The following is a 25,022-nucleotide window of genomic DNA, read 5'->3' as shown; positions in this document are numbered from 1 at the left end:
CTCGTCGGTGGGCGCGGGCCGGTGGGCGCCGCCGCCGGTCTCGGTATGCCGCACGGGCGCGGCGCGCGCGGCAGTCCCGGAAGTTCGGGGTGGGATTCGGCCGACAGTCTAGCCGCCGGGCCGTCCTGCCCCGAATCGCCGTCCTGCCTAGGGTGGGCGGGTGACGAGTACCGGCGACCGCGCCCAGACAACCGACACCTCGATGACCTACCGGCCCCTCGGCGACAGCGGGCTCGTGGTGAGCAGCCTCGGCCTGGGCTGCAACGCGTTCGGCCGGCGGGTCGACCAGGACGGGGTCGCGGCGCTGCTGCGGGCGTCGCGGGACGTCGGGCTGACGTTCCTCGACACCGCGGACATCTATGGCGGCCGCCCCGGCCAGAGCGAGTCGATGCTCGGAGAGGCCCTGCAGGGGCAGCGCGACGAGTTCGTGCTGGCGACCAAGTTCGGGATGGACATGCAGGGCGCCAACGGCGAGGACTTCGGGGTGCGCGGGTCGCGGCGGTACGTCCGCCGGGCGGTCGAGGCCAGCCTGCGACGGCTGCAGACGGACCACATCGACCTCTACCAGCTGCACCGGCCCGACCCGGTGACGCCGCTGGAGGAGACCCTCGAGGCGCTGACCGACCTGGTCCGCGAGGGCAAGGTGCTCTACGTCGGGTGCTCGAACTTCGACGGCTGGCAGGTGGCCGATGCCGCCTGGACCGCGCAGACCGCCGGGCTGGCGTCGTTCGTGTCCGTGCAGAACGAGTACAACCTGCTCGACCGTGAGGTCGAGACGGAGGTCGCCCCGGCGTGCGAGCGGTTCGGTCTGGGCGTCCTGCCCTTCTTCCCCCTCGCGCACGGGCTGCTCACCGGCAAGTACCGCCGCGGGGAGGACGCACCTCCAGGGTCGCGGGCTGCGCTCGAGTCCGACCGCGCCGGCTGGCTCGCCGACGCCGACTGGGACCGGATCGAGGCGCTCGAGCGCTTCGCGGCCGAGCGCGACCTCGAGCTGCTCGACGTCGCCCTCGGCGGCCTGGCCGCCCAGCCGGCCGTGGCCTCCGTCATCGCCGGCGGGACGCGTCCCGAGCAGGTGGTCCGCAACGCCCAGGCCGTCGCGTGGGACCCGACCGCCGCCGACCTCGCCGAGCTCGACCAGCTCTGACCGACCCGTGGACGCGCGCGATCTCCTGACCCATCTGTGCGAGGTCATCGACGCGCATGACTGGCAGGCGCTGCCCGCCCTCCTCCACGACGACTTCGTCTGCCGCTACGTCCACACGGGCGAGGGCTTCGACCGCGACGGCTGGGTCCGGCTGAACGCCGAGTACCCGGGCTTCGACCACCTTGTCCTGGAGGACGTCGTGGCGTCGGGCACCAGGGCGGTGGGCCGGTGCCACGTCACCGCCCACGCCGGTGGCGGGCTGACCCACTTCGAGGTGGCCACCTTCATCAGCGAGCGGGACGGGGCTCATCGCGCAGATGACGGAGGTGTGGACCGACGTGGCACAGACACCGCCGGACTCCGCCCGCCCCAGCTGACGCGCAGCGGCGGCCCACGCCGGTCACCAGTGGTGGGGGCAGCTGCGCCGGTTCGGTCCGCCTACGTCCAGGAGCCGCCGTTGCCCCAGCCGGCCCCCGGGTGCACGTGCACCTCGTCGTCCTGCCAGGCGTCGTTGCGTCGCCCACGCAGGCGACGCACGATCCCGTACCCGATGACGGCGGCGAAGGCGGCGACGCCCAGCCCGAACACGGCATACAGGAAAACACCCATGGCCACCCCCTGGAGACGCGCCGTTCGGTCCACGGTACCGCTCCACCCCCGTCGCAGGGGCGGAAACGGGCGCACGGCGGGTGGCGCCTACCGTGAGGCCCTGCTCTTCGTCGTGCTCGGCGTTGCCACGCTGGTGCTCTACACCGCGGTGGGCGCGTGGATGGCGCGAGTCGCCCGACGCCAGCCTGACCGGGTCTTCGAGATCGGCCGGTACGGGCGCATCCGCCGGCGGGACGTCACCGCGGCCGAGTGGATCCGCCGCTACGTCCCCTGGGGTCTGGCAACGGGCGCGCTGATCATCGTCGTCGGCGTCGTCACGATCGCGTTCGCGCCGCGCTGAGGGGCCGGCCGGCGCCCCGCTCGGAGCGGCCGGGTCCACGGTCAGTCGCGGGAGACCTCGGCGTACGCCGCCTGCAGCAGGGCCGGGTCCGGCCCCTCGAGCCGGGTCGGCCTGGCGATGTCGGTGAGCACCACGAACCGCAGCAGCGACCCTCGCGACTTCTTGTCCCGCTTCATCGCGTCGAGGAGCTGGGGCCACCGGTCCCCGCGGTAGGTCGTCGGCAGCCCGAGCGAGGTCAGGATCTCCCGGTGCCGGTCGACGACCGCGTCGTCGAGGCGGCCGGCCAACCGCGCCAGCTCGGCGACGTAGACCATGCCGATGGACACGGCGGCACCGTGCCGGAAGGCGTACCGCTCGACCTGCTCGACCGCGTGCCCGAACGTGTGCCCGTAGTTGAGGATCTCGCGCAGCCCCTGCTCGGTGAGGTCCTGCCCGACGACGTCGGCCTTGACCCGGATCGCCCGCTCGACCAGCTCGCGCACGTGCGGCCCGCTCGGGGTCGACACGCCCTCGGGGTCCGCCTCGACGAGGTCGAGGATCACCGGGTCGGCGATGAACCCGCACTTGACGACCTCGGCCAGCCCGGCGACGAAGTCGTGCCGCGGCAGCGTCTCGAGGGTCGCGAGGTCGCACAGCACCCCGGCCGGCGGGTGGAACGCGCCGACGAGGTTCTTGCCCTCAGGCGTGTTGATCCCGGTCTTGCCACCGACGGCCGCGTCGACCATCCCCAGCAGCGTGGTCGGCACGTGCACGACCTTCACGCCGCGCAGCCAGGTCGCCGCCACGAAGCCGGCGAGGTCGGTCGTCGCTCCCCCACCGACCGCCACGACGGCGTCCGAGCGCGTGAAGCCCGCCTGCCCGAGGACACCCCAGAGGAAGGCGGCCACCTGCGCGGTCTTGGCCTCCTCGGCGTCGGGCACCTCCGCGGCATACGCCTCGTAGCCGTGGCCGGACAGGGCGTCGCGCACACCCTCACCGGTCGCCGCGAGCGCCCGGGGGTGCACGACGAGCACGCGCTGCACCGACTCCCCCAGCATTCCCGGCAGCTCGTCGAGCAGCCCGGTGCCGACGAGCACGTCGTACTCGCCACCCACGCTGATCCGGGTCGTCTCCTGCGTGCTCACCGTTCTCCGTCCTGCGGGTGGGTGTGCGTGGTGCCGTCCGCTGCGCTCTCCCCCAGCAGCGCGAGGATCTCCTCGACGATGGCGGCGGGCTTGCGGCCGGCGGTGTCGACCCGGTGGGTCGCGAGCCGCTGGTAGACCGGGCGCCGCTCGTTCATCATCTTCGTCCAGGACGCGCGCGGGTTGACCATGAGCAGCGGCCGGTTCCCGCCGTCGAAACCGATCCGGCGCGCGGCGTCGGCGATCGCGACGTCGAGGAAGACCACGACGTGTCCGGCCAGCAGCTCCTGCGTCGCCGGGTCCATGGGCGCCCCTCCGCCGAGGGAGACGACGCCGTCGCACTCGGCGAGCGCACGCGTCACCTCAGCCCGCTCGAGCTCGCGGAAGTGCGCCTCGCCGTGGTCGACGAAGACGTCCGGGATCGACTGCCCGGCACGCTCCTCGATGGCGGTGTCGGTGTCGTGCCACGGTACGTCGAGGGCCCGGGCGAGGCGCTTGCCGATGGTGCTCTTGCCGGCCCCGGGCGGTCCGATGACGACCACCCGCGGGCGCCTGGGTGCGTTCACCACGTGCGCATGGCCTCCGGGATCGAGGCGAGGTATGCCGCGTGGTTGCGTGCCGTCTCGGTCACCGAGTCGCCACCGAACTTCTCCAGGCAGGCCTCGGCGAGAACCAGGGCGACCATGGCCTCGGCCACCACGCCGGCCGCGGGGACGGCGCAGACGTCGGAGCGCTGGTGGATCGCCTTGGCCGCCTCGGCGCCGGTCGTGTCGACGGTGTCGAGGGCCCGCGGCACGGTCGAGATCGGCTTCATCGCCGCGCGGACGCGCAGCACGTCACCGGTGGACATGCCGCCCTCGGTGCCGCCCGCGCGGCCGGTGCGGCGCCGGATCGTCCCGTCGGCGTCCCGCTCCATCTCGTCGTGGGCGGCTGACCCGCGCCGGGCGGCGGTGCGGAAGCCGTCACCGACCTCGACGCCCTTGATCGCCTGGATGCCCATGAGGGCAGCGGCCAGACGCGCGTCGAGCCGGCGGTCCCAGTGCACGTGCGAGCCCAGGCCCGGCGGCAGCCCGTACGCCACGACCTCGACGACGCCGCCGAGGGTGTCGCCGTCCTTCTTCGCGGCCTCGACCTCGGCGACCATGGCCGCGCTGCCGGCGCTGTCGAGGGTGCGCACCGGGTCTGCGTCGACCTCCTCGACCTGGTCCGGGGTGGGCAGCGGCGCGTCGTCGGCCACGCCTGCGGTGCCGATGGCCACCGTGTGCGAGACGAGCCGGATGCCGTACGCCTGCTCGAGGAACCGGGCAGCGACCTCGCCCAGGGCGACCCGGGCGGCGGTCTCGCGCGCCGACGCGCGCTCCAGCACCGGCCGGGCGTCGTCGAAGCCGTACTTCTGCATGCCGACGAGGTCGGCGTGGCCGGGGCGCGGGCGGGTCAGCGGCCGGTTGCGCGCGACCTCCTTCTCGGCGTTGACGTCGTCGGCGGCGGCGTACGCCTCGTCCGAGACCGGGTCGGCCGCCATGACGGTCTGCCACTTGGGCCACTCAGTGTTGCCGACCCGGATGGCGACGGGCGAGCCCATCGTCACGCCGTGGCGCACCCCACCGAGGAACTCCACCTCGTCCTGCTCGAACTTCATCCGGGCACCCCGGCCGAAGCCGAGGCGACGACGCGCCAGCGCGGCTGCGACGTCCTTGGTGGTCACCTGCACGCCGGCCGGCAGGCCCTCCATCGTCGCGAGCAGGGCGGGGCCGTGGGACTCACCTGCAGTCAACCAGCGGAGCATGTCCCGATCCTCCCACGGGCGCGGAAACGCCCGGCGCGGGCGCCCTCACCCTGGACACCTGTGCCCCGGCCCACGCGGCACGGCGCGCTCGGTCCCCCAGTCCACGACCAAAGTGTCGGGCTGCCTAGGGCTTGACGACCTCCCGAAGGGTCCGCATGGCTCGCGACACCGTGTCGCGAGCGCCATGGATCCGAGCCGCGCTCGCGGGTGTCGCGTGCGCCAGCGCGCGGTCGAGCTCGAGTGCGGCTGCGAACAGGTCCTGCAGCACCTCGGAGTGGACGGTCTCCAGGATGCGCTCGCGCTCCTCGAGGCGGGCGAGCCGCTCGCTGCGCCTGATGTTGCACACCTGGCCCCGCGGCCCGGGCTGGGCGTAGAGGTCGGTCACGGCCACCTCCACCCAGGTCCAGCCGCCGCCGGTGCGCACCCGGAGCTCACCCACCCGCTCGGCCTGCGCGGGGTCGGAGGCCAGGAGCTCCTCGAACTCCTGGAGGTCCTCGGGGTGGATGCGGTCCGTCAGGGGCGCGCCGATGACCTCGTCGACCCGCCAGCCGAAGAGTTTGGCGACCGCCGGGCTCGCGTAGCTGACGACACGGTGCTCGTCGACCAGGACCGCGGCGTCGCTGGAGCGCTCCATCAGGCGCCGCACGGCGTCGCCGAGGTTGAGGGACACGCCGACGATGCCGACCAGTCGCCCGTCGCGGTACACCCCGCTGTCGGTGACCAGGGCGTGCAGGACCTCGCCGCTGCGGTTTCGGACCGGGAATCCGCCGGACCACGAACGGCCTTCCCGCAGGGCGCGCATGATCTCGGCCGCCGCCTGCCGGGAGAGTTCCGGCACCGTCACCTCCGTGATGTCACGCCCCAAGGCCTCCGCGGCGGCCCAGCCGTACAGCTGCTCGGCAGCGCCGTTCCAGGCCAGGACCGTTCCCTCCATGTCCGTCGCGATCACGGCATGTCCCAGCGCGTCCAGCAGCTCCTCGGCAGACGGAGGAAGCGGAAGTGCCTCGGTACCCATGGACTCAGCGTGCACCCGACACTCCGCCGGGTCACGGGGTCGAAAGCCCCGGACTGAGCTCGAGGCACGGAAGGGGACCGCGGAGGGCCGTGTGAGCCGGGCGTGTGGACGACGTCGGCCGACATCGACGGCTCGCCACCCGTGAGGAGCCGCATCACTGCGGGGTCGCTGTCCAGCTCGATGAGCAGGTCCGCGTCCTGGGCAGTGAACTGGCGCAGCACCAGGCGCTCGCTCTCGAGGTAGTCGCTCATGCTGGAAGCATGACCGGTACGGTTCACCACGCCAAAACGACTTTTCGTTCGGCGTCGGACCTCAGGCCCGGTCAGTCGACCGGACTGATGCGCAGCATGACCCGCTGAGGGGTCCCTCGTCGAAGGAGCCGCTCGAGGCTCATGACGAGGCGGTACTCGAGGGGGTACTTCGGTTTCAGCACTTCGTCGAGTCGGCGCATGGCAGCGTCGCCCTCGACGATCTCGGCGACGGCGGTGAATGCGGGCGCGTCGTCCCCGACGGCACCGCGACGGCTGCACGGTCGTAGCTCGACGGTGCCGTTGTTCCGCAGCCGCTTGACCTTGCCGCTGCCAACCGGTGTCGTCACGACGAGGGCATCGCCGTCGCGCCCGATCCAGACGGGGGTGGGGACTGCGACGCCGTTCTTGCGGAAGGTCGTCAGCGAGACGAACTTCGTGTCGGCGAGGTGGTCGAGGGTGGTGTGGGTGGGCACGACGCGACGCTACCCTGGGGAGCTCCGACCCGCCCGCCGCGCGTGCGAGGTCGTGCCCGTCTCAGTGCCCCACCCGCACGCACTGGGCGTCTCCCTGCCGAAGGCAGGGTGCGCCGTACGTCTGGAAGCGCAGTCGCCGGATCGAAGGGCTCCCCGTCGCGCCGCCAGAACCTGGCCGTCGTGGTGGGCCGTCGTGGTTGGCCATCGTGGTCGGCCACGCGGGGATCTCGTCAGCGATGTCGAGCGGCAGTTCATCAGCCACGACCAGAAGGGTCGCCCGGTCCACCTGGGGCGGGCGTCCGCTCCTCGGCTGCCATTCGCGGACGTCCGGAGGTCGCGAGTGCCTGGCTCAGAGGGAGTAGCGGGCAGCGACGCCGACGAGGGCGCCGACCACCATCGCCGGCCCGAAGGCGATGTGAGAGCGCAGCCCGACCCGGCGGCCGACCAGCATGACCAGCGCGACGAGGCCGCCGACGAGGAACCCGGCCAGGGTCCCCATGACCACCGCCCCGAGACCCAGCCACCCGAGCACCAGCCCGATCAGTCCGGACAGCTTCACGTCCCCGAACCCGAGCGAGCCGGGCGAGACCAGGGCCAGCACGAAGTACAGGGCGTACAGGCCCGCCATGCACGCGAGCGCCCGCACGAGCGGCTGCCACTGACCCATCCCGGCGCTGGCCACCGCGACGAGGACGAGCAGGACGGGGTAGGCCGGGAGCACCAGCCCGTCGGGCAGCCGGTGCACGTCGGCGTCGATCCACACGAGGGCGACGGCGAGCCAGGCGAAGGCGAGGTAGGTGGGCAGGGCGGCCCAGGCGGCCGTGCCACCGACCTGCCACGAGAGCCAACCCCACAGCAGCCCGAGCGCGAGCGCCGGCCACCACGGGTGGCGCGGCAGCGCACCGGCCCCGTCGGACTCGATGCGGTACCCGCCCGTGGCCAGCTGCCGGCCCGTCAGGGCCCCGACCGCCGCACCCGCCAGCGAGAACACGACGACGAGCCACCACGCCGTGCCGGCATGCGGTGCCCAGGCGGTCACCGGGCCAGGGCCTGTCGCCCGGCGGCCAGCATCGCGTCGACCGGCGGCACCTGGCCCGTGAACAGGCGGAACTGCTCGGCCGCCTGGTGGACGAGCATCTCGAGCCCCGAGAGCACGGTGGCGCCGGACGCCAGGGCGACCCGGGCCAGCGGCGTGGGCCAGTCGGCGTACACGACGTCGAGGACCGTCACGCCACGCAGCGTGGCCTGCCCCGCCCCGGTCGCCGACAGCTCGACGGCCGCTGCGGCGGCCGCACCCGATGGCGGCAGGGTGCTCACCACGAGCCGGCCCGGGTCACGCGCCCACTGCGCCAGTGGCACGACCTCGAGCGCCACGCCGGCGTGCACGGCCACGCGCAGCGTCTCGGGACGGGCCTCGCCGCGGACGGCCAGGCGCACCGACCGCACGCCCAGCCCGGCGAGCGCGAGCAGCGCGCTGCGCGCGGTCGCTCCCCCGCCGAGCACGGTCGCCGAGCGGTCGTGCGGCACCTCACCCAAGGCGGCCCCGATCCCGTGGACGTCGGTGTTGTGCGCGTCCCAGCCGAGGTCGTCCCGCCGCACCAGGGTGTTCACGGCGCCGGTGACGCGGGCCGTCTCGGTGGCCGTGGCGGCGACGTCGAACGCCACCTCCTTGAGCGGCATGGTCAGGCTGAGACCACGCCAGGACGCGTCGCGCTCCCCCACCCAGCTGGCGAACGCGTCGGCGGCCACCTCGTGCGCGGTGTAGCGCCAGGCGGTCAACCCGAGCGCGCGGTAGCCGGCCGTGTGCAGGGCCGGCGACAGGGAGTGGGCCACCGGCTGCCCGAGAACGGCAGCGTTCAGCACCGGTCGCTGTGCTGCCGGCACCACGACTGGAACTCCTTCACGTTGCGGTCGTGCTCGGCCTGGGTGGCGGCGAACTTGGTCTCGCCGGTGTCGGGGTCGACGGTCACGAAGAACAGCCACGGCCCCGGGGTGGGGTTGGCCGCCGCCTCGATCGACGCGGCACCGGGGCTGTTGATCGGCCCGGGCGGCAGCCCCTGCACCTTGTACGTGTTGTACGGGCTAGGACTCTGGCGGTCGGCGTTGCTCGTGCCTGCGCGGCCGCGCTTCTGGACGGCGTAGTGGACCGTCGAGTCCATCTGCAGCAGCCCGAAGTTGGGGGCGCCCTTCGAGGCGAGCCGGTTCTCGATGACCCGGGCCACCTTGCCGCGGTCGGCGTCGCCGCTGACCTCGCCCTCGACGATCGAGGCGACCGTGATCACCCGCTCGCGGTCGCCCTCGGCCACCCCGGCCTTCGTGAGCTCCGACAGCGTCATGGCGACCATCTGCTTGAGCTGCTGCGCGGCCGTCGAGTCCTTGGCGAACTCGTACGTCGACGGGAAGAGCCAGCCCTCGACGTTGCCCTTGGCGTAGTCCGGCAGGCCGAGGGCAGCCGGGTCCTTGGCAGCGGCCTGGTACGCCGAGACCGGAAGACCGCTGGCCTTGGACAGGGCCGCGAAGACCTCGTTCTTCCACAGGCCCTCGCGGATCGTGACCCGGGGCACGTCGGCCCGGTTCGCGGAGTCGAGGAGGATCGCGAGGGCGTCGGACGCCTTCATCTGCTTGCGGAACGTGTAGGTGCCCGGCTGGATGCTGGTGATGCGCGGGTTGGCGCCGGCGGCGTCGGCGAAGGCCTTGGTGGTCTTGACCACGTCCGCCGCGACCAGGGCCCGGCCCATGGCCGGTGGCAGCTCGCCGTCCTTGATGGTCACCTGGACGCGGCCGGTCCCCGGCCCCGGGTAGTCCTTGCTCTCCAGGAGCCCGTCCACGACCGGACGAAGGGCCGTGTATGCCGCGAGCGCGGCCGCCGCGACGATGGCCAGGGCGATCACGAGGATGCCGAACCGGCGACCCCGTCGCCGGCGCGGGCGACGGCCCCGGTGCCGCTCCGAGCGCGTCCGGACGACCGGTTCGCCGTGCAGGGCGTCGTGCCGGTCGTCGTGGTGCTCGTCGTGCCCCCCGAAGATCGAGTGCTCCAACCGGGGCTCGGTCATCGGTGCCTGTCCTTCGTCCTGGGCTTGCGCCCGCCGGTCCTCACCAGCTCACCGGGCGGGCGCCCGGAGCTGCGCTCTGCGTCCAGGGCCGCCTGCAGGATGAGGACTGCCGCGGCCTGGTCGACGACCGCCCGCTGTGCCCTGCCGGCGACCCCGCTGGCGCGGAGCTGGCGGTGGGCCTCGACCGTGGTGTTCCGCTCGTCGACGAGACGGACGGGAACGGGGGCGATGCGGACCGCCAGCCGCCCAGCATACGTGCGCGCGGCGGCAGCGGCGGGACCTTCGGCGCCCGAAAGTGACCGGGGCAGGCCCACGACCACCTCGACGGCCTCCAGCTCGCCCACCAGCTCCGCGATCTCCTCCACGTCCCTCGACGCGCCGTCCGAGCCGTCGGCGTCCCTCGCCACGGTCCGGATCGGCGTCGCCAGCAGCGCCGACGGGTCGCTCGCGGCGACCCCGACGCGGACGCTGCCGACGTCGATGCCCACCCGCCGGCCGGGGCGGTTGGGCATCGTCGTGTCGTGCGGGTCGGTCACCCGGCCGAGCCGTTCCGGACGGCCGCGTCGACCTGTCCGAGGGCCTCACCGGTGCGGCTCGGATCGGTGCCACCACCCTGGGCCAGGTCGTCCTTGCCGCCACCGCCGCCCCCGAGGGCCTGGGCGGCGACCCGGACCAGCGCTCCCGCCCGGATGCCGCGCTCGCGGGCACCGGCGTTGGTCGCGACCACGACCGACGGGCGTCCCTTCGCCACACCGGTCAGCGCCACGACCGCGGGGGCCGCGTCGCCGAGCCGGCCGCGCAGGTCCAGTGCCATGGTGCGCAGGTCGTCCGCCGAGGCACCCTCACCGGCGTCGTGGGTGAGCAGCCGGACCCCGTCGACCTCGCGGGCGTACTCCACGAGCCGGCCCGTCTGGGCCTGGACCTGCTCGCGGTGCATCCGCTCGATCTCGCGCTCGGCCTCGCGGACCCGTGCCACGAGCTGGGCGACCCGCTCTTTCAGCTCGCCGGGCTGGACCTTGACGATGTCGGTCAGCTCGGCGACGAGCGCACGCTCCTTGGCGAGGTACCGCAGGGCGTCCATGCCGACGAACGCCTCGAGCCGCCGCACGCCGGAGCCGACCGAGGACTCCCCCGTCACCGACAGGGCGCCGATCTGGCTGGAGTGGCCGACGTGCGTGCCACCGCAGAGCTCACGCGACCAGGGACCGCCGATCTCGATGACGCGGACCTCCTCGTCGTAGGTCTCGCCGAACAGCGCCAGGGCGCCGAACTCGCGGGCCTCGGGCAGCGTCATGTACTGGGCGGAGACCGGCAGGTCCTGGCGGACCGCCAGGTTGGCGACCTCCTCGATCTCGCTGCGGGTCTCGGCGCTGAGCGCCTGCCCCCAGGCGAAGTCCAGGCGCAGGTAGCCGGGCTTGTTGTACGAACCGGACTGCAGCGCCGACGGGCCGAGCACCTGGCGCAGCGCCGCGTGCACGACGTGCGTCCCGGAGTGGGCCTGGCACGCCGACACGCGCCACTCGGGGTCGACCTCGGCGCTGACCTCGAGGCCCTGGCGGACCGGGCCGGTGAGGACCTCGACGGTGTGCACGACCAGGCCCTTGACCGGGCGCTGGACGTCGACGACCTTGAGGTGCGTGCCGTCGGCGACGATCACACCCGCGTCGGCGACCTGGCCGCCGGACTCGGCGTAGAACGGGGTCCGGTCGAGCACGACCTGGCCGCGCTGGCCCGGCTCGAGCACCTCCACCCGCTCACCGTCGACGACGAGGCCGATCACCGTCCCCTCGGTGGTGAGCTCGGAGTACGCGCGCCAGTCGGTCGCGCCGAGCGCCCGCAGGTCCTTCCAGACCTCGGTGTTGGCGTGGCCGCCCTTCTTGGCCTTGGCGTCGGCCTTCGCCCGCTCGCGCTGCTCCTGCATGAGGCGGGTGAAGCCCTCGCGGTCGACCTCCAGGCCCTGCTCCGCCGCCATCTCCAGGGTCAGGTCGATGGGGAAGCCGTAGGTGTCGTGCAGCTGGAACGCCTGGTCGCCCGGGAGGGTCGAGCCGCCGGACTGCTTGGTGCGGGTCACCGCCGTGTCCAGGATGGTCGTGCCCGCCGCCAGGGTGCGCCGGAAGGCGTCCTCCTCGGCATACGCGATCTGCGAGATGCGCTCGAACCCGTCGCGCAGCTCGGGGTAGGACTGGCTCATCCGCTCCATCGAGACGGGCAGGAGCAGCGGCAGGCTCGGCTCGTCGAAGCCGAGCAGGCGCATCGAGCGCACCGCGCGGCGCAGCATCCGGCGCAGCACGTAGCCGCGGCCCTCGTTGCCCGGGGTGACGCCGTCGCCGATGAGCATGAGGCTCGAGCGCACGTGGTCGGCGACGACGCGCAGGCGCACGTCGTCGGGGTGGCTGTGCGCGGCGTCGTGGCCGGACTGCTGGCCGTACTTCTTGCCGGTCAGCTCGGCCGCGCGCTCGAGGACGGGGTAGACCTCGTCGATCTCGTACATGTTGTCGACGCCCTGCAGGATCGAGGCGAGCCGCTCCAGCCCCATGCCGGTGTCGATGTTCGGCTTCGGCAGCGGGCCGGACACGTCGAAGTCGACCTTGCTGCGGACCTGCGACAGCCGGGACTGCATGAAGACGAGGTTCCAGACCTCCATGAACCGGTCCTCGTCGACGGCCGGCCCGCCCTCGGGGCCGTACTCCGGGCCGCGGTCGACGTAGATCTCCGAGCACGGTCCACCCGGGCCGGGGACGCCCATGTGCCAGTAGTTGTCGGCCAGGCCTCGCCGCACGATCCGCTCCCGCGGGATGTCGGTGAGCTCGGCCCACAGGTCGGCGGCCTCGTCGTCGTCCTCGAACACGGTGGCCCACAGCCGGTCGGGCTCGATGCCGTAGCCGCCCTGCGCCTGCGGGGTGGTGAGCAGCTCCCAGGCGAACTCGATCGCGCCGGCCTTGAAGTAGTCGCCGAAGGAGAAGTTGCCGTTCATCTGGAAGAACGTGCCGTGCCGGGAGGTCTTGCCGACCTCCTCGATGTCCTGGGTGCGGACGCACTTCTGCACCGAGGTGGCGCGGTCCCACTGCGGGGTCTGCTGACCGAGGAAGTAGGGCTTGAACGGCACCATCCCGGCGTTGACGAACAGCAGGTTGGGGTCGTCGTAGATGAGTGGTGCGGACGGGACGACGGTGTGGCCCTTGCCCTCGAAGAAGGAGAGCCAGCGGCGCCTGATCTCGGCGGTTTCCATGGGTGAATCAGTCCTTAAGCGCATGCGGCGCGTGTGCAGGCGGGCATGACGAATCGTACGGGCAGTGCGGGCGGGCGTGCGGGGCGGCAGCGCGGGGCGCCGTCGCCCCTACCGAGCTCGGTGCGCCCCGGGACCCGTCGGGTCGTCGAGCAGCGCCCGCGCGGCGTCGGCGTCGAGCCGGGGGCGGCCCGCGCCCTCGACGCCGAGGGCGTCGGTGTCGAGGGTGTGGGTGTCGATGCCCAGCGCCATCCGCAGCTCCGCCTCGCGCTCGTCCATCCCCTCGCGCACGGCCGCGGCGAGCTCGCGCAGCCCCTCACCGAAGTCGGACAGGCCGTGGGCGACCCCTGCGGGGGTGTACGCCTGCGCGGCCTTGCTCAGCCGGCGCACGGCATACACACCGGCGGCGGCGCCCAGGGCGGTCCAGAACAGTCGCGACACGGGCGATCAGCCCCTGCGGCGGCGGCGGCCGCCCGCGCTGCGCTGGCCGCTGGCGTTGAACGCGGAGCGGACGCCGTAGGTGAAGGCCGCGACCTTGACCACCGGGCTGCCGAGCGTCGCCGCAAACAGCGACGTCAGCGCACTGGCGTTGGTGGTGATCGCCGAGACGTTCGTGGTGATCCCGTCGACCCGCGCCAGCTGGTCGTTGGTCAGGCTGACGGTGTCGGTGAGCTTGAGCAGCGTCGGCTGGACGTTCTCGGTGGTCGAGCGGACGCTGATCCTCGTCTCGTCGAGGATCTTGCCGGCCTTGCCGATCACGCTCCCGAGGCGGAAGACGAGGAACGCGAAGGCCAGCGCGGCGATCATGCCCGCGATGTCGCCCAGACTCACTGAATCCATGGCCGTCACCCTAACCGATGAGTTCCGGGCCCGTCGGAGGTCGGAACCCCCGAGCCCACCACGACCGAGGAGACACCCGTGACCAGCACCGACACCGCTCCGCAGACCCGCACGCTCGAGGTCCCCGGCGCCACCCTGCACTACGACGTGCGCCCCGCCGCGCACCCCTCCCACCGCACCCTGGTGCTCGGCGGCCACCCCATGGCGGCTCACGGCTTCGGCACCCTGGCGTCCTTCTTCCCCGACCGGACGGTCGTCACCTACGACCCGCGCGGCACCGGCCGCAACCCGCTGTCGGCGGGCGCCGGCCGCCCGACCTGGCACGACCACGGAAACGACCTCGCGGCGCTGGTCGCCGAGGTCTCCGACGGCCCGCAGGAGGGGCAGGTCGACTTCTTCGGCAGCAGCGGCGGCGCGGTCATCGGGCTGGCCCTCGTGGCGGCGCACCCGGCGCTGCTCGGGACCCTGGTCGCGCACGAGCCGCCGTTCACCCCGGTGCTGCCCGACCGCGCCAGCCTGGACGCGGCCGGGCAGGACATCCACGACACCTACCACCGCGGCGGCCACGGACCGGCGATGGCGAAGTTCCTCGCCCTCATCACCCACGAGGGTCCCCTCCCGGAGGACTGGACCAGCAGGCCCGCCCCCGAGCCGGCGGCGTTCGGCCTGTCGTCGCAGGACGACGGCCGGCGCGACGACGCCCTCCTCGGGCGCAGCCTGCGCCCGTTTCCCGACACGCACTGGCCGGACCTGGAGGCGGTGGCGGGGGCGGGCACGCGGGTCGTCCTCGGCGTCGGCGAGGAGTCCGGCGCCCAGATGGCGCGGCGGGCGGCCGAGGCGGTGGCCGCGCGGGTCGGCGTGACCCCGGTGGTGTTCCCGAGCCACCACGGCGGCTTCGCCGGCAACGAGTACGGCATGCCGGGGCAGCCCGAGGCCTTCGCCGCGACCCTGCGCGAGGTCCTCGACCGCGCGTGACCCGCCAGGCGGCCGACGCGCTCAGCTGCCGCGGACGCGCTCCTTGAGCCACTCCCAGCGCTGCTGCAGCCTCGCCTCGAAGCCCCGGTCCGTGGGCCGGTAGTAGTCGGTGCGCCCCTGCAGGTCCTCCGGCAGGTACGCCTGCCGGGCGACGCCGTCGGGCTCGTCGTGGGCGTAGACGTACCCCGCCCCGTGCCCGAGGCGGGTCGCGCCGGCGTACCCGCTGCCGCGCAGGTGCGGGGGCACCAGGCCGCCCTTGCCTGCCCGCACGTCCGCGATGGCCTCGTTGATGCCGGTGTAGGCCGCGTTGCTCTTCGGGGCGAGCGCGTTGTGCACGACTGCCTGGGCCAGGATGATCCGTGCCTCCGGCATCCCGATCTGGGCGACGGCGTGCATCGCGGCGACCGCCGTCTGCAGCGCGGTCGGGTCGCCCAGGCCCACGTCCTCGGAGGCCGAGATGACGATGCGGCGGGCGATGAACCGCGGGTCCTCGCCCGCCTCGAGCATCCTGGCCAGGTAGTGCAGGGCCGCGTCGACGTCGGAGCCGCGCATCGACTTGATGAGGGCGGAGGCGACGTCGTAGTGCTGGTCGCCCGTGCGGTCGTACCGGACGGCCGCGTGCGCCACCGCCTGCTCGGTGTGCGCGAGGGTGATCTCGACCGGGCCGTCGACCTCGGCTCCGGGGGCGACACCGTCCTGGGCGACACCGGCGGCGGCCTCGAGCGAGGTGAGGGAGCGACGGGCGTCGCCACCGGCGATCCGGACGAGGTGCTCCCGGGCGTCGTCGGCCAGGGTGTACTCACCGGCGAGCCCTCGCTCGTCGACGAGGGCGGCGGTGAGGACGTCGGCGACCTCCTCGTCCGTGAGCGGGCCGAGGGTGACCAGCATCGAGCGCGACAGCAGCGGCGCGATGATGGAGAACGACGGGTTCTCCGTGGTGGCGGCGACGAGGATGACCTGGCGGTTCTCGACACCGGGCAGGAGGGCGTCCTGCTGGGCCTTGGTGAAGCGGTGGATCTCGTCGAGGAACAGCACGGTCTGCCGGTCGAACATGTCGCGGTCGCGCAGCGCCTGCTCCATCACCGCCCGCACGTCCTTCACCCCCGCGGTCACGGCCGAGAGCTCCACGAACCGCCGATCGGCGGCGTTGGCCACGAGGTGGGCGAGGGTCGTCTTGCCGGTGCCCGGCGGTCCCCAGATGATCGCCGACAGGGGGCCGGCCGAGCCGCCCGAACCCTCGATCAGACGTCGCAGCGGGCTGCCGGCGCGCAGGACGTCGGACTGGCCGCGGACCTCCTCCAGCGAGCGCGGCCGCATCCGGACCGCGAGCGGAGGCAGGGCGGCTCCCGACGGCATACGGTCACCATCGCCGGCCACGCCCCCACGCGCAGCACTCGCGCTGGCGAACAGGTCCTCTCCGGCCGCTCCTCCCACGGGTGGCAGGCTATCCCCCGTGGCCGACTCGCCCTCCCGCAGCACCCTGCACCCCGACCGGTCCCGGTCGCTGCTGTCCCGACTCGGCTCGGCGCTGGCCCACCGGCCGAAGACCGTGGTCGCGACCTGGGTCGTGCTCGTCGTGCTCGGCTTCGCCACGGCGCTGGGGGCCTACGGCAACGAGCGGCTGTTCGCCCGGCTCAGCACCGGGGAGCCGTCCGTCGCGGGCCAGAACACCACCGGTCGCGACCTGCTGGTGCGACAGGGACAGTCGCAGCTGTCGACCTACACGGTCCGGGTCGACGGCGTCGACGTCACCGATCCCACGCTCGCCAGGGCGGCCACCCGCACCGCCGCCGACCTCAAGGGCCTGACCGGAGTCGCCTCCGTCGCCTCCCCCTACGTCGTCCCGGGGGGACCCACCGGCCCCGCCGCCGCGCCCCTGCTCGAGGGCGGGTCCCCGTCCGGGCGTGGGTTCGTCACGGTCGTGACCTTCTCCGGCGACCCGAGCAAGGCCCAGCAGAAGCAGCTGGAGGCGAAGGTCCGCGACGCCTTCACCCCGGTGCGCTCCGCCGCGCCTGGTGCCCGGGTCAGCGCGGGCGGCCTGTCGGACCTCATCACCGCCATCACCGGCCAGCTCGAGGTCGACCTGCGCACCGGGGAGGGCATCGCCCTGCCGGTCAGCTTCGTCGTGATGATCATCGTCTTCGGCGGCTTCGTCGCCGCCGGGATGCCGATCGCCGGAGCGGTCGCGTCGATCGCCGGGGCGCTCGCCTCCCTGCTCGGCTTCTCCTACCTCATCGACCTCGACACCACGGCCGTCAACGTCGTCACCGTGCTCGGGCTGGGGCTGTGCATCGACTACGGGCTGCTCGTGGTGAGCCGGTTCCGGGAGGAGCTGCGGGCACGCGCGCAGGGGATGCCAGCGGCCGAGATCCCCGCCGGGATGATCCGCGCGGCAGCCGCCCGCACGGTCGACTCGGCCGGGCGCACCGTCGTCTTCTCGGGCCTGACCGTCGCCATCTCGCTCGGCGGCCTGCTCGTCTTCGAGGCCCAGATCATGAAGGGCATCGGCGTCGCCGGCATGTCCGTGGTGGTCATCGCCATGCTCGTCGCGCTGACCCTCATCCCGTCGCTGTGCGTGCTCGGCGCCCGCCGGCTGCTGCGCCGCGGCACCGAGACCGCCCCCGAGCACGGCGTGTTCTCCCGCCTCGCCCAGTGGGTGCACCGTCGCCCCATCCCGATCATCGCCGTGGTCCTCGCGGCGCTCGTCGCCCTGGCGCTGCCCGCCTTCGACCTGCGGCTGACCTCCTCCGGGGAGCAGCTGCTGCCCACGAGCAGCAGCCAGCGGCAGTTCTTCGAGGGGCTGGCGAAGGACTACCCGCAGCTCGGCGGCGCCGACGTCGTCGTCGTCGCCCAGGCCCCGTTGGCGCAGGTGCAGAGGTATGCCGGGGACCTCCGGCTCCCCGACGGCGGCCGGGTCCGTGCCGTCAAGGACATCGGTGACGGGCTCGCCACCGTGAGCCTCGACGTCCCCGGCGCGGCGCTGGACGACCCGGCCCGGGCGCTGACCACGCAGCTGCGCGCGGCCTCCCCCGGCTTCCCGACCTGGGTGGTCGGCCAGGCCAGCGGCCTCACCGACTTCACCGACTCGATGGTGGCACGGGCTCCGTACGCCTTCGCGCTCGTCGCCCTGGCGACGCTCGTGCTCCTGTTCCTCATGACCGGCTCTGTCGTCATCCCGGTCAAGGCCCTGCTGCTCAACGTCGTCTCGCTGGGGGCCTCGCTCGGGGTGCTGGTCCTGGTGTTCCAGCGCGGCCACCTCGAGGGGCTGCTCGGGTTCTCCTCGGTGGGCGCGATCGAGTCCACCATCCCGCTGCTCATCCTGGCGTTCGGCTTCGGCCTGTCGATGGACTACGAGGTCTTCCTGCTCTCGCGGATCGTCGAGCTGCACGAACGCGGCTACTCCAACGACGACTCCGTGGTCGTCGGCCTGCAGCGGTCGGGGCGGATCATCACCTCGGCGGCCCTGCTCGTCGTCATCGTGTTCTCCGGGTTCGCGGCCGGCAAGCTGCTGGTCATCAAGGAGACCGGCGTCGGGCTGGCGACGGCCGTGGCCATCGACGCGACGCTCGTGCGCATGCTGCTGGTGCCGGCCACGATGACGCTGCTCGGCGACTGGAACTGGTGGGCGCCGGCGCGCTTGCGGCGCCTGCACGCCCGCTTCGGGATCACGGAGTGAGACCGCCCGTCGACGCGCCGGGAGCGACCTCGCTGCACAGCCACGCGGAGCTCCTCGCCGCCACGGGTGGGAGCGCGTTCGTGCGCCACGACCTCCCCCACGCGCTCGAGGGCCCGGCCTACGCGCTCGGGGCGGCCGTGGCCGTCCCCCGTCGGACGCACACGCGCGGGCTGGGACTGCTCGTCCTGGGGCCGCCGGACGACGCCGGCCCGTTGGTCGACGCCCTGGTCTTCGGTGACGTCCTGCCGGAGGGTCTCGCGTCGGTGACGGTGCAGCGTGGGTCCCTCCAGGCAGTCGCAGGCCGGCTGCCGCTCGGCGAGGGCAACGACTGGGAGTGGATGTGCACCAGCACTGCCCCGCCCGAGGTGCCGGCGGAGTCCCGGCTCGAGGCGCTGTCCACGGCCGACGAACCGGCGATCCGTGACCTGCTGGCGGCGGCCAACCCGAACACCGACGCTCGCCCCTTCGAGCACCCGGGCCAGCACTGGGTCGGGGTCCGCGCGGGCGACGGGCTGCTCGCCTGCGGCGTGCGGGAGCCCGGTCTGTCCGGTGCCCCCGTGCTCGCCGGCATCACCGTCGCGGCGAGCAGCCGCGGCACCGGACTGGGAGTTGCCGTCACCGCACGCCTGACCCGCGAGGCCGTCGCCGAGTCGGGTGTCTGCACCCTCGGCATGTACGCGCACAACACCGTGGCCCGACGGCTGTACCGCGGTCTGGGCTACGGCGACGTCCACGAGTGGTCGAGCCGGGGACTGGTCGGCGCACCGGGCGCCTGACCCGGCTCGGGCGTGCGGAGTGCACGGCCCCGTGCCTACATTCGTCCCGACGGTTCCACCGACGAGAGGACTGAGATGCCCAGTGTGACCAACGGTTCGGTCGAGCTCCACGTCGAGGACACCGGCGGTGACGGCCGTCCGGTCGTCCTGATCCACGGCTGGCCGCTCAGTGGTGCCTCGTGGTCGGAGCAGGTGCCGGCCCTGACCGGCGCCGGCTACCGCGTCGTGACCTACGACCGCCGCGGGTTCGGCCAGTCCGGCAAGCCGGGCGACGGCTACGACTATGACACCTTCGCCGACGACCTCCAGGCCGTGCTCGAGGCGCTCGACCTGAGCGACGTCAGCCTGGTCGGGTTCTCGATGGGCGGCGGCGAGGTGGCCCGCTACCTCGGCAGGCACGGCCAGGACCGCGTCCACAGCGCCGTCTTCGCCGCGGCGATCCCGCCGTTCCTGCTCAAGTCCGACGACCACCCCGACGGCGGCCTGGACCTGGGGACCGTCGCGTCCATGCAGGCAGACCTGCGCACGGACCCGCCGGCCTTCTTCGACGGGTTCCTGACCGGGTTCTTCAGCGCCGGGGACGACCTCAAGGTCACCGAGTCCCAGCGCCAGGAGGCCCTCGGCCTCGCCGCGCAGGCCGACCCCGAGGCCGCGGCCCAGTGCATCGCGACCTGGGTGACCGACTTCCGCGACGACCTGGCGAAGGTGACCGTGCCGACCCTCGTCGTCCACGGCGACTCCGACGGCATCGTGCCGTTCGAGCTGTCCGGCCGACGCACCCACGAGGCCGTCGCCGGCAGCGAGCTGCACGTCGTCGCGGACGGGCCGCACGGGCTCAACGTCTCGCACAGCGAGGAGTTCAACCGCACCCTGCTGGCCTTCCTGGAGAAGTAGCCGCCCACCCCACGCAGGGGGTGCCGTCCGCTGCTGCGAGCGGACGGCACCGTCGCGTCCGGCCGGGGACCGGCGCGACCCCGCTCAGGCGAAGTCGGCCGGGGTGTCCTCGCTGGGCTGCACGAGGACGAGCCAGTTGCCGGAGTTGTCCCGGCACAGCGCCTCCGTGCCGTAGGGCCGCTGCGACGGCGGCTGCATGAACTCGACGCCCTTGGCCGACAGCTCCTCGTAGGTCTTCTGGCAGTCGTCCACGTTGAGCCCGACGCCGTTCATGCCGCCCTGGTCCTGGGACCGGCGGATCGCCTCGACCAGCTCCGGCGCCAGTGGCGGACCCGGCACCGCGAGGTGCACCTGCAGCTCCGGCTGGCTGGGATGCACCACCGTGCACCACCGGTAGCCCTCGCCGAGGGTGATGTCGTCCTTCTCCTCGAAGCCCAGGACGTCGGTGTAGAACGTCTTGGACTCGTCCACGTCCTTGACGAAGACGCTGACGATGCTGATGTTCGTGATCATGCGGCGAGCCTAGGAGTGGTGCCGCCCCGGCTGCTTCTCCTCGATTGCGGAGGTCGCCGGGTCGCGGCTGCGCTCGGCCAGGCCCCACATGAACACGTAGCACCCCGGGATGTGCGGGGCGCCCGCGGCATACCGGCGCTGGAACTCGCTGGGGCTCTCGCCCACCACCGCGCGGAACCGGCTGCTGAACGAGCCGAGGCTGCTGTACCCCACGGCGTGGCAGACCTCGGTCACCGTGAGGTTGGTGGCGCGCAGCAGGTCCTGGGCGCGCTCGACCCGCCGTTCGCTGAGGTATGCCGCGGGCGTGCGGCCGTAGGTCGCGCGGAAGAGCCGCAGGAAGTGGTACTTGCTCAGCCCGGCCACCGCCGCGAGCTCCTCGAGCCCGATCGGCTCGGTGTAGTGGCGGTCGGCGTGGTCGCGCGCCCGGCGCAGGTGCACGAGCACGTCGCCGGGCGCGCGGTCCATCAGCTCTGCTCGGGGTCGACCTCGTCGGCGCCCTGGGGCGCGGGGGCCTTGTCGGCCGGCTTCGCGTCGACCCCGGCCTCCTTGCGCTGCTCGGCCGTGATCGGCGCCGGCGCAGCGGTCAGCGGGTCGTAGCCGCCACCGGACTTCGGGAAGGCGATGACGTCGCGGATCGACTCGGTGTGCGCCAGCAGCGAGACGATGCGGTCCCAGCCGAAGGCGATGCCGCCGTGCGGCGGGGCGCCGTACTGGAACGCGTCGAGCAGGAAGCCGAACTTCTCCTGCGCGTCCTCCTGCGACAGGCCCATGACCTTGAAGACCCGCTCCTGCACGTCGCGGCGGTGGATACGGATCGAGCCACCGCCGATCTCGTTGCCGTTGCAGACCATGTCGTAGGCGTACGCGAGGGCCGGCCCGGGGTCGGTGTCGAAGGTGTCCTCGAACTCCTTCTTCGGCGAGGTGAACGCGTGGTGGACCGCGGTCCACGCGCCCGCACCCACCGCGACGTCGCCCGCGGCCACGGCCTCGGACGACGGCTCGAACAGCGGTGCGTCGAGGACCCAGAGGAAGGACCAGGCGTCCTCGTCGATGAGCCCGCAGCGCCGGCCGATCTCGAGCCGCGCGGCACCGAGCAGCGCACGGCTGGAGCGCGTGGACCCGGCGCCGAAGAACACGCAGTCCCCCGGCTTCGCACCGACCTGGGCGGCGAGGCCGTCGCGCTCGGCGTCGGTGAGGTTCTTGGCGACCGGGCCGCCGAGCGAGCCGTCCTCCTGCACGAGCACGTAGGCCAGGCCCTTGGCGCCGCGGCTCCTGGCCCAGTCCTGCCAGGCGTCGAGCTGCTTGCGCGGCTGGGAGGCGCCGCCGGGCATGACCACCGCACCGACATACTCGGCCTGGAACACGCGGAACGGCGTGTCCTGGAAGTAGTCGGTGCAGTCGACGAGCTCGTTCCCGAAGCGCAAGTCGGGCTTGTCGGTGCCGAACCGCTCCATCGCCTCGGCGTAGGTCATCCGCTGGAACGGCGTGGGCAGGTCGACGCCGATGAGCTGCCAGACCTCCTTGACCACGGCCTCGCCCAGCTCGAGCACGTCGTCCTGCTCGACGAACGACATCTCGATGTCGAGCTGGGTGAACTCGGGCTGGCGGTCGGCGCGGAAGTCCTCGTCCCGGTAGCAGCGCGCGATCTGGTAGTACCGCTCCATCCCGGCGACCATGAGCAGCTGCTTGAACAGCTGGGGGCTCTGCGGCAGGGCGTACCACGAGCCCGGCGCCAGGCGCGCCGGCACGAGGAAGTCGCGCGCCCCCTCGGGCGTCGACCGCGTCAGCGTCGGGGTCTCGATCTCCACGAAGTCACGGTCGCCGAGCACGCGACGGGCGGCCGCGTTGACCTTCGAGCGCAGCCGGATCGCCGAGCCCGCCGAGGAGGCGCCGGGGCGGCGCAGGTCCAGGTAGCGGTGCTTGAGGCGCGCCTCCTCGCCGACCGTGACGCGCTCGTCGATCTGGAACGGCAGCGGCGCGCTGGGGTTGAGGACCTCGATCGAGCTCGCGATGACCTCGATCTCACCCGTGGGCAGCTCGGGGTTGGCGTTGCCCTCGGGGCGCGTGCGCACCTCGCCCACGACACGCACGCAGTACTCGTTGCGCAGGTCGTGGGCTCCGCCCTCCGCGAGCACCTCGTCGCGCGCCACCACCTGGGCCACGCCGCTGGCGTCGCGCAGGTCGAGGAAGGCCACTCCGCCGTGATCGCGCCGCCGGGCCACCCAGCCCGTGAGCGTGACGGTCTGGCCGGAGTGGCCGGCACGCAGGGTGCCGGCCTCATGGGTGCGGAGCACGAGGAAGTCCTTCGATCGGGGCGGGGGTCGGGCGCCGGGAACGCCCGGCAGCCCGGCCCATCCTACGGACCGCGCACTCAGGCCGACGAACCGGTTTCCCGCAGCCCCCGGGCCGGCTCAGCCCTCCTGGTCCGCCCCGCCGTCCGGGTCCGCAGCCGGGTCGTCCCCCGCACCGGAACCCTCGCCACCGGGCGGGTCGCCCGTCTCCTCGACCGTGCCGTCGACGTACACCCAGTGACCGGCCCGCCGGGTGAAGCGGCTGCGCTCGCGCAGCACCCCGCCCACGTGCCGGGCCTCGAACTCGACCTCGCCGACCTGGTCCCCCTCGTTCCCGTCGGCCGTGGCCACGACGGTGAGCCCGAGCCAGCGCGGCGTGCCGGCCCGGCCCAGCCCGAGGTCCTGAGGCCTCGTGCGCGGGTGCCAGGTGCGCAGGAGGTATGCCTCGTCGCCCAGCACGTACGCGGCATACCTCGAGCGCATGAGCTCGACGGCCGTGAGCGCCTCGCGCTCGCCGCGGTGCAGCGCACCGCAGCACGCCTCGTAGTACTGCCCGCTGCCGCACGGGCACGGGCCCGGGACCGCCGTGGCACCGAAGACGCTCACTGCGTCGCCACCGGCAGCAGGCAGAACTCGTTGCCCGACGGGTCGGTGAACGGCGTCCACGGCAGGTCGCCCCAGTCGTGCTCGACGGGACGGGCGCCGAGCTCCTCGAAGCGCGCCACGACGGCGTCCCGGTCGTCGTGCGGCTCCAGCCGCAGGTCCAGGTGCATCCGGTTCTTCCCCGTCTTGGGCGCCGCGTCGCCGAAGAACTCCAGGACGGGCCCCCGGCCGGACGGGTGGCGCAGCGAGACGGGTGCGACGCCGTCGTACTCCTGCCACCCGGAGGCCTCGGACCAGAAGGCGGCGTCCCGCCGAGGGTCGTCGCCCCGGACCACGATCGCGGCCACCGGGCCGGTGTCGCGGTAGGCCGCCCGCTCCTCCATGACGCAGAAGGCGTGGCCCTCGGGGTCGGCGAGGACCACCCAGGGCACGTCGCCCTGGCCGATGTCGAGGGGGCTGGCGCCGAGCTCGAGCACCCGCCGCACCACCGCGTCGCGGTCGCTGCCGCCGTGCAGGTCGAGGTGCACGCGCGGGGGCTCGGTGGTCGGGGACCGGACCCGCTGCAGGCACAGGTCGAGGACCGGCCCGTCCTCGAGCGCCAGGCGGGTCTCGTAGCCCTCGGGCTCGTCGGTGAGGGTCCGGCCGCCGAGGGCCGCCTCCCAGAAGCGCCCGAGGCGCCGGGGGTCGGTGGCGTCGACGACGACGTTCTCCAGGAACATGTCCTCGAGACTAGGGGCAGGACCGCGTACGTGCGGGCCGCGCGCACGCCGACCGGCGTGGAGGACGGTCAGCGTGGAGGGTCGTCAGCGCCGACCGGGGTGGCCGGGCCAGGGTGCGTCGGCGGGGCGCAGCGTGGCCCACCCGAGGTCGCGGGCCGCGAGCGCGGCCAGCGCAGCGATCGCCAGGGTCGCATTGTGCACGCGCCCCGCGAGCACGGCGTCGCGCACCTCCTCCAGCGGCACCCAGCGCACCGGCATACCCAGCTCCTCGCCGTCCCGCTCGTGCTGCTCGTGGTCCGGCACGACCGCCAGGTCACGGGCGAGGAAGATGCGCAGGCCCTCGTCGAGCCCACCGGGCGAGCTGACGTAGTCGGCGAGGACGTGCCACGTGCGGGCGGTGAGGTCGGCCTCCTCGTGCAGCTCGCGGGCTGCCGCGAGGTGGGGCGGCTCACCATCGACGTCCAGCAGGCCGGCCGGGACCTCCCACTCGAAGGCGCGCACCGGGTGGCGGTACTGCTGGATCACGCAGACCCGGCCCTCGTCGTCGAGCGCGGCCACGGCGACCGCGCCCGGGTGGCGGACGTACTCGCGGGTGACCTCGCCGGCGTCGCCGAGGTCGACCCGGTCCCGCACGACGTCCCAGACCAGGCCCTCCATCGCGACCTCGGTGGCGACGACGGGCCGGCCCTCGAACCGGTCGGCCAGCTGCTCCCTCAC

General features: G+C 73.4%; 26 protein-coding genes and 1 pseudogene. 7 read left to right on the top strand and 20 right to left on the bottom strand.

The genetic code is table 11. The features are described 5' to 3' along the window. Positions 1-202 precede the first annotated feature (202 nt). Positions 203-1,144: an aldo/keto reductase gene (locus ACYVDO_RS12995; RefSeq protein WP_460936863.1), complete on the top strand. Its 942-nt coding sequence runs from the start codon at positions 203-205 to the stop codon at positions 1,142-1,144. A 7-nt stretch (positions 1,145-1,151) separates the two neighbouring features. Further along, a pseudogene (locus ACYVDO_RS12990) lies at positions 1,152-1,436 on the top strand (nuclear transport factor 2 family protein); the annotation flags it as partial. Positions 1,437-1,582: 146 nt separating this feature from the next. On the opposite strand, the gene ACYVDO_RS12985 reads toward ACYVDO_RS12990, so the two are convergent. Next, entirely contained in the window at positions 1,583-1,753 is a 171-nt protein-coding gene (locus ACYVDO_RS12985; protein ID WP_460936876.1) for a hypothetical protein, read from the bottom strand. Here ACYVDO_RS12985 and ACYVDO_RS12980 point away from each other — a divergent pair. Continuing rightward, positions 1,752-2,093 carry a hypothetical protein gene (locus ACYVDO_RS12980; RefSeq protein WP_460936874.1) on the top strand — a complete coding sequence of 114 codons (342 nt, stop codon included), beginning with the start codon at positions 1,752-1,754 and terminating at the stop codon, positions 2,091-2,093. The genes ACYVDO_RS12985 and ACYVDO_RS12980 overlap by 2 nt on opposite strands. 41 nt (positions 2,094-2,134) lie before the next feature. On the opposite strand, the gene aroB is transcribed toward ACYVDO_RS12980, so the two are convergent. From aroB to ACYVDO_RS12920, 12 genes are all read right to left on the bottom strand, one after another. Further along, positions 2,135-3,217 (bottom strand): 3-dehydroquinate synthase, encoded by a 1,083-nt coding sequence (gene aroB, locus ACYVDO_RS12975; protein WP_460936498.1) that lies wholly within the window; start codon positions 3,215-3,217, stop codon positions 2,135-2,137. Further along, positions 3,214-3,780 (bottom strand): shikimate kinase, encoded by a 567-nt coding sequence (locus ACYVDO_RS12970; protein ID WP_460936496.1) that lies wholly within the window; start codon positions 3,778-3,780, stop codon positions 3,214-3,216. The genes aroB and ACYVDO_RS12970 overlap by 4 nt, the downstream gene beginning before the upstream one ends. Continuing rightward, entirely contained in the window at positions 3,777-5,000 is a 1,224-nt protein-coding gene (gene aroC, locus ACYVDO_RS12965) for a chorismate synthase (protein ID WP_460936494.1), read from the bottom strand. Before aroC ends, ACYVDO_RS12970 begins: the two co-directional genes overlap by 4 nt. Before the next feature lie 124 nt (positions 5,001-5,124). After that, positions 5,125-6,015 carry a PAS domain-containing protein gene (locus ACYVDO_RS12960; RefSeq protein WP_460936492.1) on the bottom strand — a complete coding sequence of 297 codons (891 nt, stop codon included), beginning with the start codon at positions 6,013-6,015 and terminating at the stop codon, positions 5,125-5,127. A gap of 322 nt (positions 6,016-6,337) precedes the next feature. Further along, positions 6,338-6,739: a PPOX class F420-dependent oxidoreductase gene (locus ACYVDO_RS12955; protein WP_460936490.1), complete on the bottom strand. Its 402-nt coding sequence runs from the start codon at positions 6,737-6,739 to the stop codon at positions 6,338-6,340. Between the two features lie 349 nt (positions 6,740-7,088). Further along, on the bottom strand, positions 7,089-7,778 hold the full coding sequence (locus ACYVDO_RS12950; protein ID WP_460936488.1) for a prepilin peptidase: 690 nt from the start codon (positions 7,776-7,778) through the stop codon (positions 7,089-7,091). Continuing rightward, the gene (locus ACYVDO_RS12945) at positions 7,775-8,626 is read right to left on the bottom strand and encodes a shikimate dehydrogenase (protein ID WP_460936486.1); all 852 of its coding nucleotides are present in this window, start codon (positions 8,624-8,626) and stop codon (positions 7,775-7,777) included. Before ACYVDO_RS12945 ends, ACYVDO_RS12950 begins: the two co-directional genes overlap by 4 nt. After that, the gene (mltG, locus tag ACYVDO_RS12940; protein ID WP_460936484.1) at positions 8,596-9,792 is read right to left on the bottom strand and encodes an endolytic transglycosylase MltG; all 1,197 of its coding nucleotides are present in this window, start codon (positions 9,790-9,792) and stop codon (positions 8,596-8,598) included. Before mltG ends, ACYVDO_RS12945 begins: the two co-directional genes overlap by 31 nt. Beyond that, positions 9,789-10,304 (bottom strand): Holliday junction resolvase RuvX, encoded by a 516-nt coding sequence (gene ruvX, locus ACYVDO_RS12935; protein ID WP_460936861.1) that lies wholly within the window; start codon positions 10,302-10,304, stop codon positions 9,789-9,791. Before ruvX ends, mltG begins: the two co-directional genes overlap by 4 nt. Before the next feature lie 20 nt (positions 10,305-10,324). Beyond that, positions 10,325-13,021, bottom strand: a complete 2,697-nt coding sequence (gene alaS, locus ACYVDO_RS12930; RefSeq protein WP_460936482.1) for an alanine--tRNA ligase — start codon at positions 13,019-13,021, stop codon at positions 10,325-10,327. Positions 13,022-13,129: 108 nt separating this feature from the next. Next, entirely contained in the window at positions 13,130-13,459 is a 330-nt protein-coding gene (locus ACYVDO_RS12925) for a DUF6167 family protein (RefSeq protein WP_460936481.1), read from the bottom strand. Positions 13,460-13,465: 6 nt separating this feature from the next. Next, complete coding sequence (locus tag ACYVDO_RS12920) at positions 13,466-13,849, bottom strand: DUF948 domain-containing protein (protein ID WP_460936859.1); 384 nt, start codon at positions 13,847-13,849, stop codon at positions 13,466-13,468. Between the two features lie 87 nt (positions 13,850-13,936). On the opposite strand from ACYVDO_RS12920, the gene ACYVDO_RS12915 reads away from it, so the two are divergent. Continuing rightward, the gene (locus tag ACYVDO_RS12915; protein ID WP_460936479.1) at positions 13,937-14,833 is read left to right on the top strand and encodes an alpha/beta fold hydrolase; all 897 of its coding nucleotides are present in this window, start codon (positions 13,937-13,939) and stop codon (positions 14,831-14,833) included. A gap of 21 nt (positions 14,834-14,854) precedes the next feature. On the opposite strand, the gene ACYVDO_RS12910 is transcribed toward ACYVDO_RS12915, so the two are convergent. Continuing rightward, positions 14,855-16,189, bottom strand: coding sequence for a replication-associated recombination protein A (locus tag ACYVDO_RS12910; protein WP_460936857.1), 1,335 nt, complete (start codon positions 16,187-16,189; stop codon positions 14,855-14,857). A gap of 97 nt (positions 16,190-16,286) precedes the next feature. Between ACYVDO_RS12910 and ACYVDO_RS12905 the strand changes: the two genes are divergently transcribed. The 3 genes from ACYVDO_RS12905 to ACYVDO_RS12895 all read left to right on the top strand — a co-directional run bounded on the left by ACYVDO_RS12905 (position 16,287) and on the right by ACYVDO_RS12895 (position 20,179). Continuing rightward, positions 16,287-18,509: an MMPL family transporter gene (locus tag ACYVDO_RS12905; protein ID WP_460936477.1), complete on the top strand. Its 2,223-nt coding sequence runs from the start codon at positions 16,287-16,289 to the stop codon at positions 18,507-18,509. Further along, positions 18,506-19,285 (top strand): GNAT family N-acetyltransferase, encoded by a 780-nt coding sequence (locus ACYVDO_RS12900; protein ID WP_460936475.1) that lies wholly within the window; start codon positions 18,506-18,508, stop codon positions 19,283-19,285. Before ACYVDO_RS12905 ends, ACYVDO_RS12900 begins: the two co-directional genes overlap by 4 nt. A gap of 75 nt (positions 19,286-19,360) precedes the next feature. Beyond that, positions 19,361-20,179 carry an alpha/beta fold hydrolase gene (locus ACYVDO_RS12895; protein ID WP_460936472.1) on the top strand — a complete coding sequence of 273 codons (819 nt, stop codon included), beginning with the start codon at positions 19,361-19,363 and terminating at the stop codon, positions 20,177-20,179. An 84-nt stretch (positions 20,180-20,263) separates the two neighbouring features. Here the strand turns inward: ACYVDO_RS12895 and ACYVDO_RS12890 are convergent, their stop codons facing one another. The 6 genes from ACYVDO_RS12890 to ACYVDO_RS12865 all read right to left on the bottom strand — a co-directional run bounded on the left by ACYVDO_RS12890 (position 20,264) and on the right by ACYVDO_RS12865 (position 25,022). Next, the gene (locus ACYVDO_RS12890) at positions 20,264-20,692 is read right to left on the bottom strand and encodes a VOC family protein (protein ID WP_460936470.1); all 429 of its coding nucleotides are present in this window, start codon (positions 20,690-20,692) and stop codon (positions 20,264-20,266) included. Positions 20,693-20,701: 9 nt separating this feature from the next. Further along, on the bottom strand, positions 20,702-21,157 hold the full coding sequence (locus ACYVDO_RS12885; protein ID WP_460936468.1) for a helix-turn-helix domain-containing protein: 456 nt from the start codon (positions 21,155-21,157) through the stop codon (positions 20,702-20,704). Then, positions 21,157-22,986 (bottom strand): aspartate--tRNA ligase, encoded by a 1,830-nt coding sequence (aspS, locus tag ACYVDO_RS12880; protein WP_460936466.1) that lies wholly within the window; start codon positions 22,984-22,986, stop codon positions 21,157-21,159. Before aspS ends, ACYVDO_RS12885 begins: the two co-directional genes overlap by 1 nt. Before the next feature lie 117 nt (positions 22,987-23,103). Next, positions 23,104-23,589, bottom strand: coding sequence for a YchJ family protein (locus ACYVDO_RS12875; protein WP_460936464.1), 486 nt, complete (start codon positions 23,587-23,589; stop codon positions 23,104-23,106). Continuing rightward, positions 23,586-24,305 carry a VOC family protein gene (locus ACYVDO_RS12870; protein WP_460936462.1) on the bottom strand — a complete coding sequence of 240 codons (720 nt, stop codon included), beginning with the start codon at positions 24,303-24,305 and terminating at the stop codon, positions 23,586-23,588. The genes ACYVDO_RS12875 and ACYVDO_RS12870 overlap by 4 nt, the downstream gene beginning before the upstream one ends. Positions 24,306-24,389: 84 nt before the next feature. Then, positions 24,390-25,022 (bottom strand): NUDIX domain-containing protein, encoded by a 633-nt coding sequence (locus tag ACYVDO_RS12865; RefSeq protein WP_460936460.1) that lies wholly within the window; start codon positions 25,020-25,022, stop codon positions 24,390-24,392.

The organism is Phycicoccus ginsengisoli (assembly GCF_054779295.1).
The sequence above is the reverse complement of the archived record's forward strand: the minus strand, read 5'-3'. Positions and strand labels throughout refer to the sequence as shown.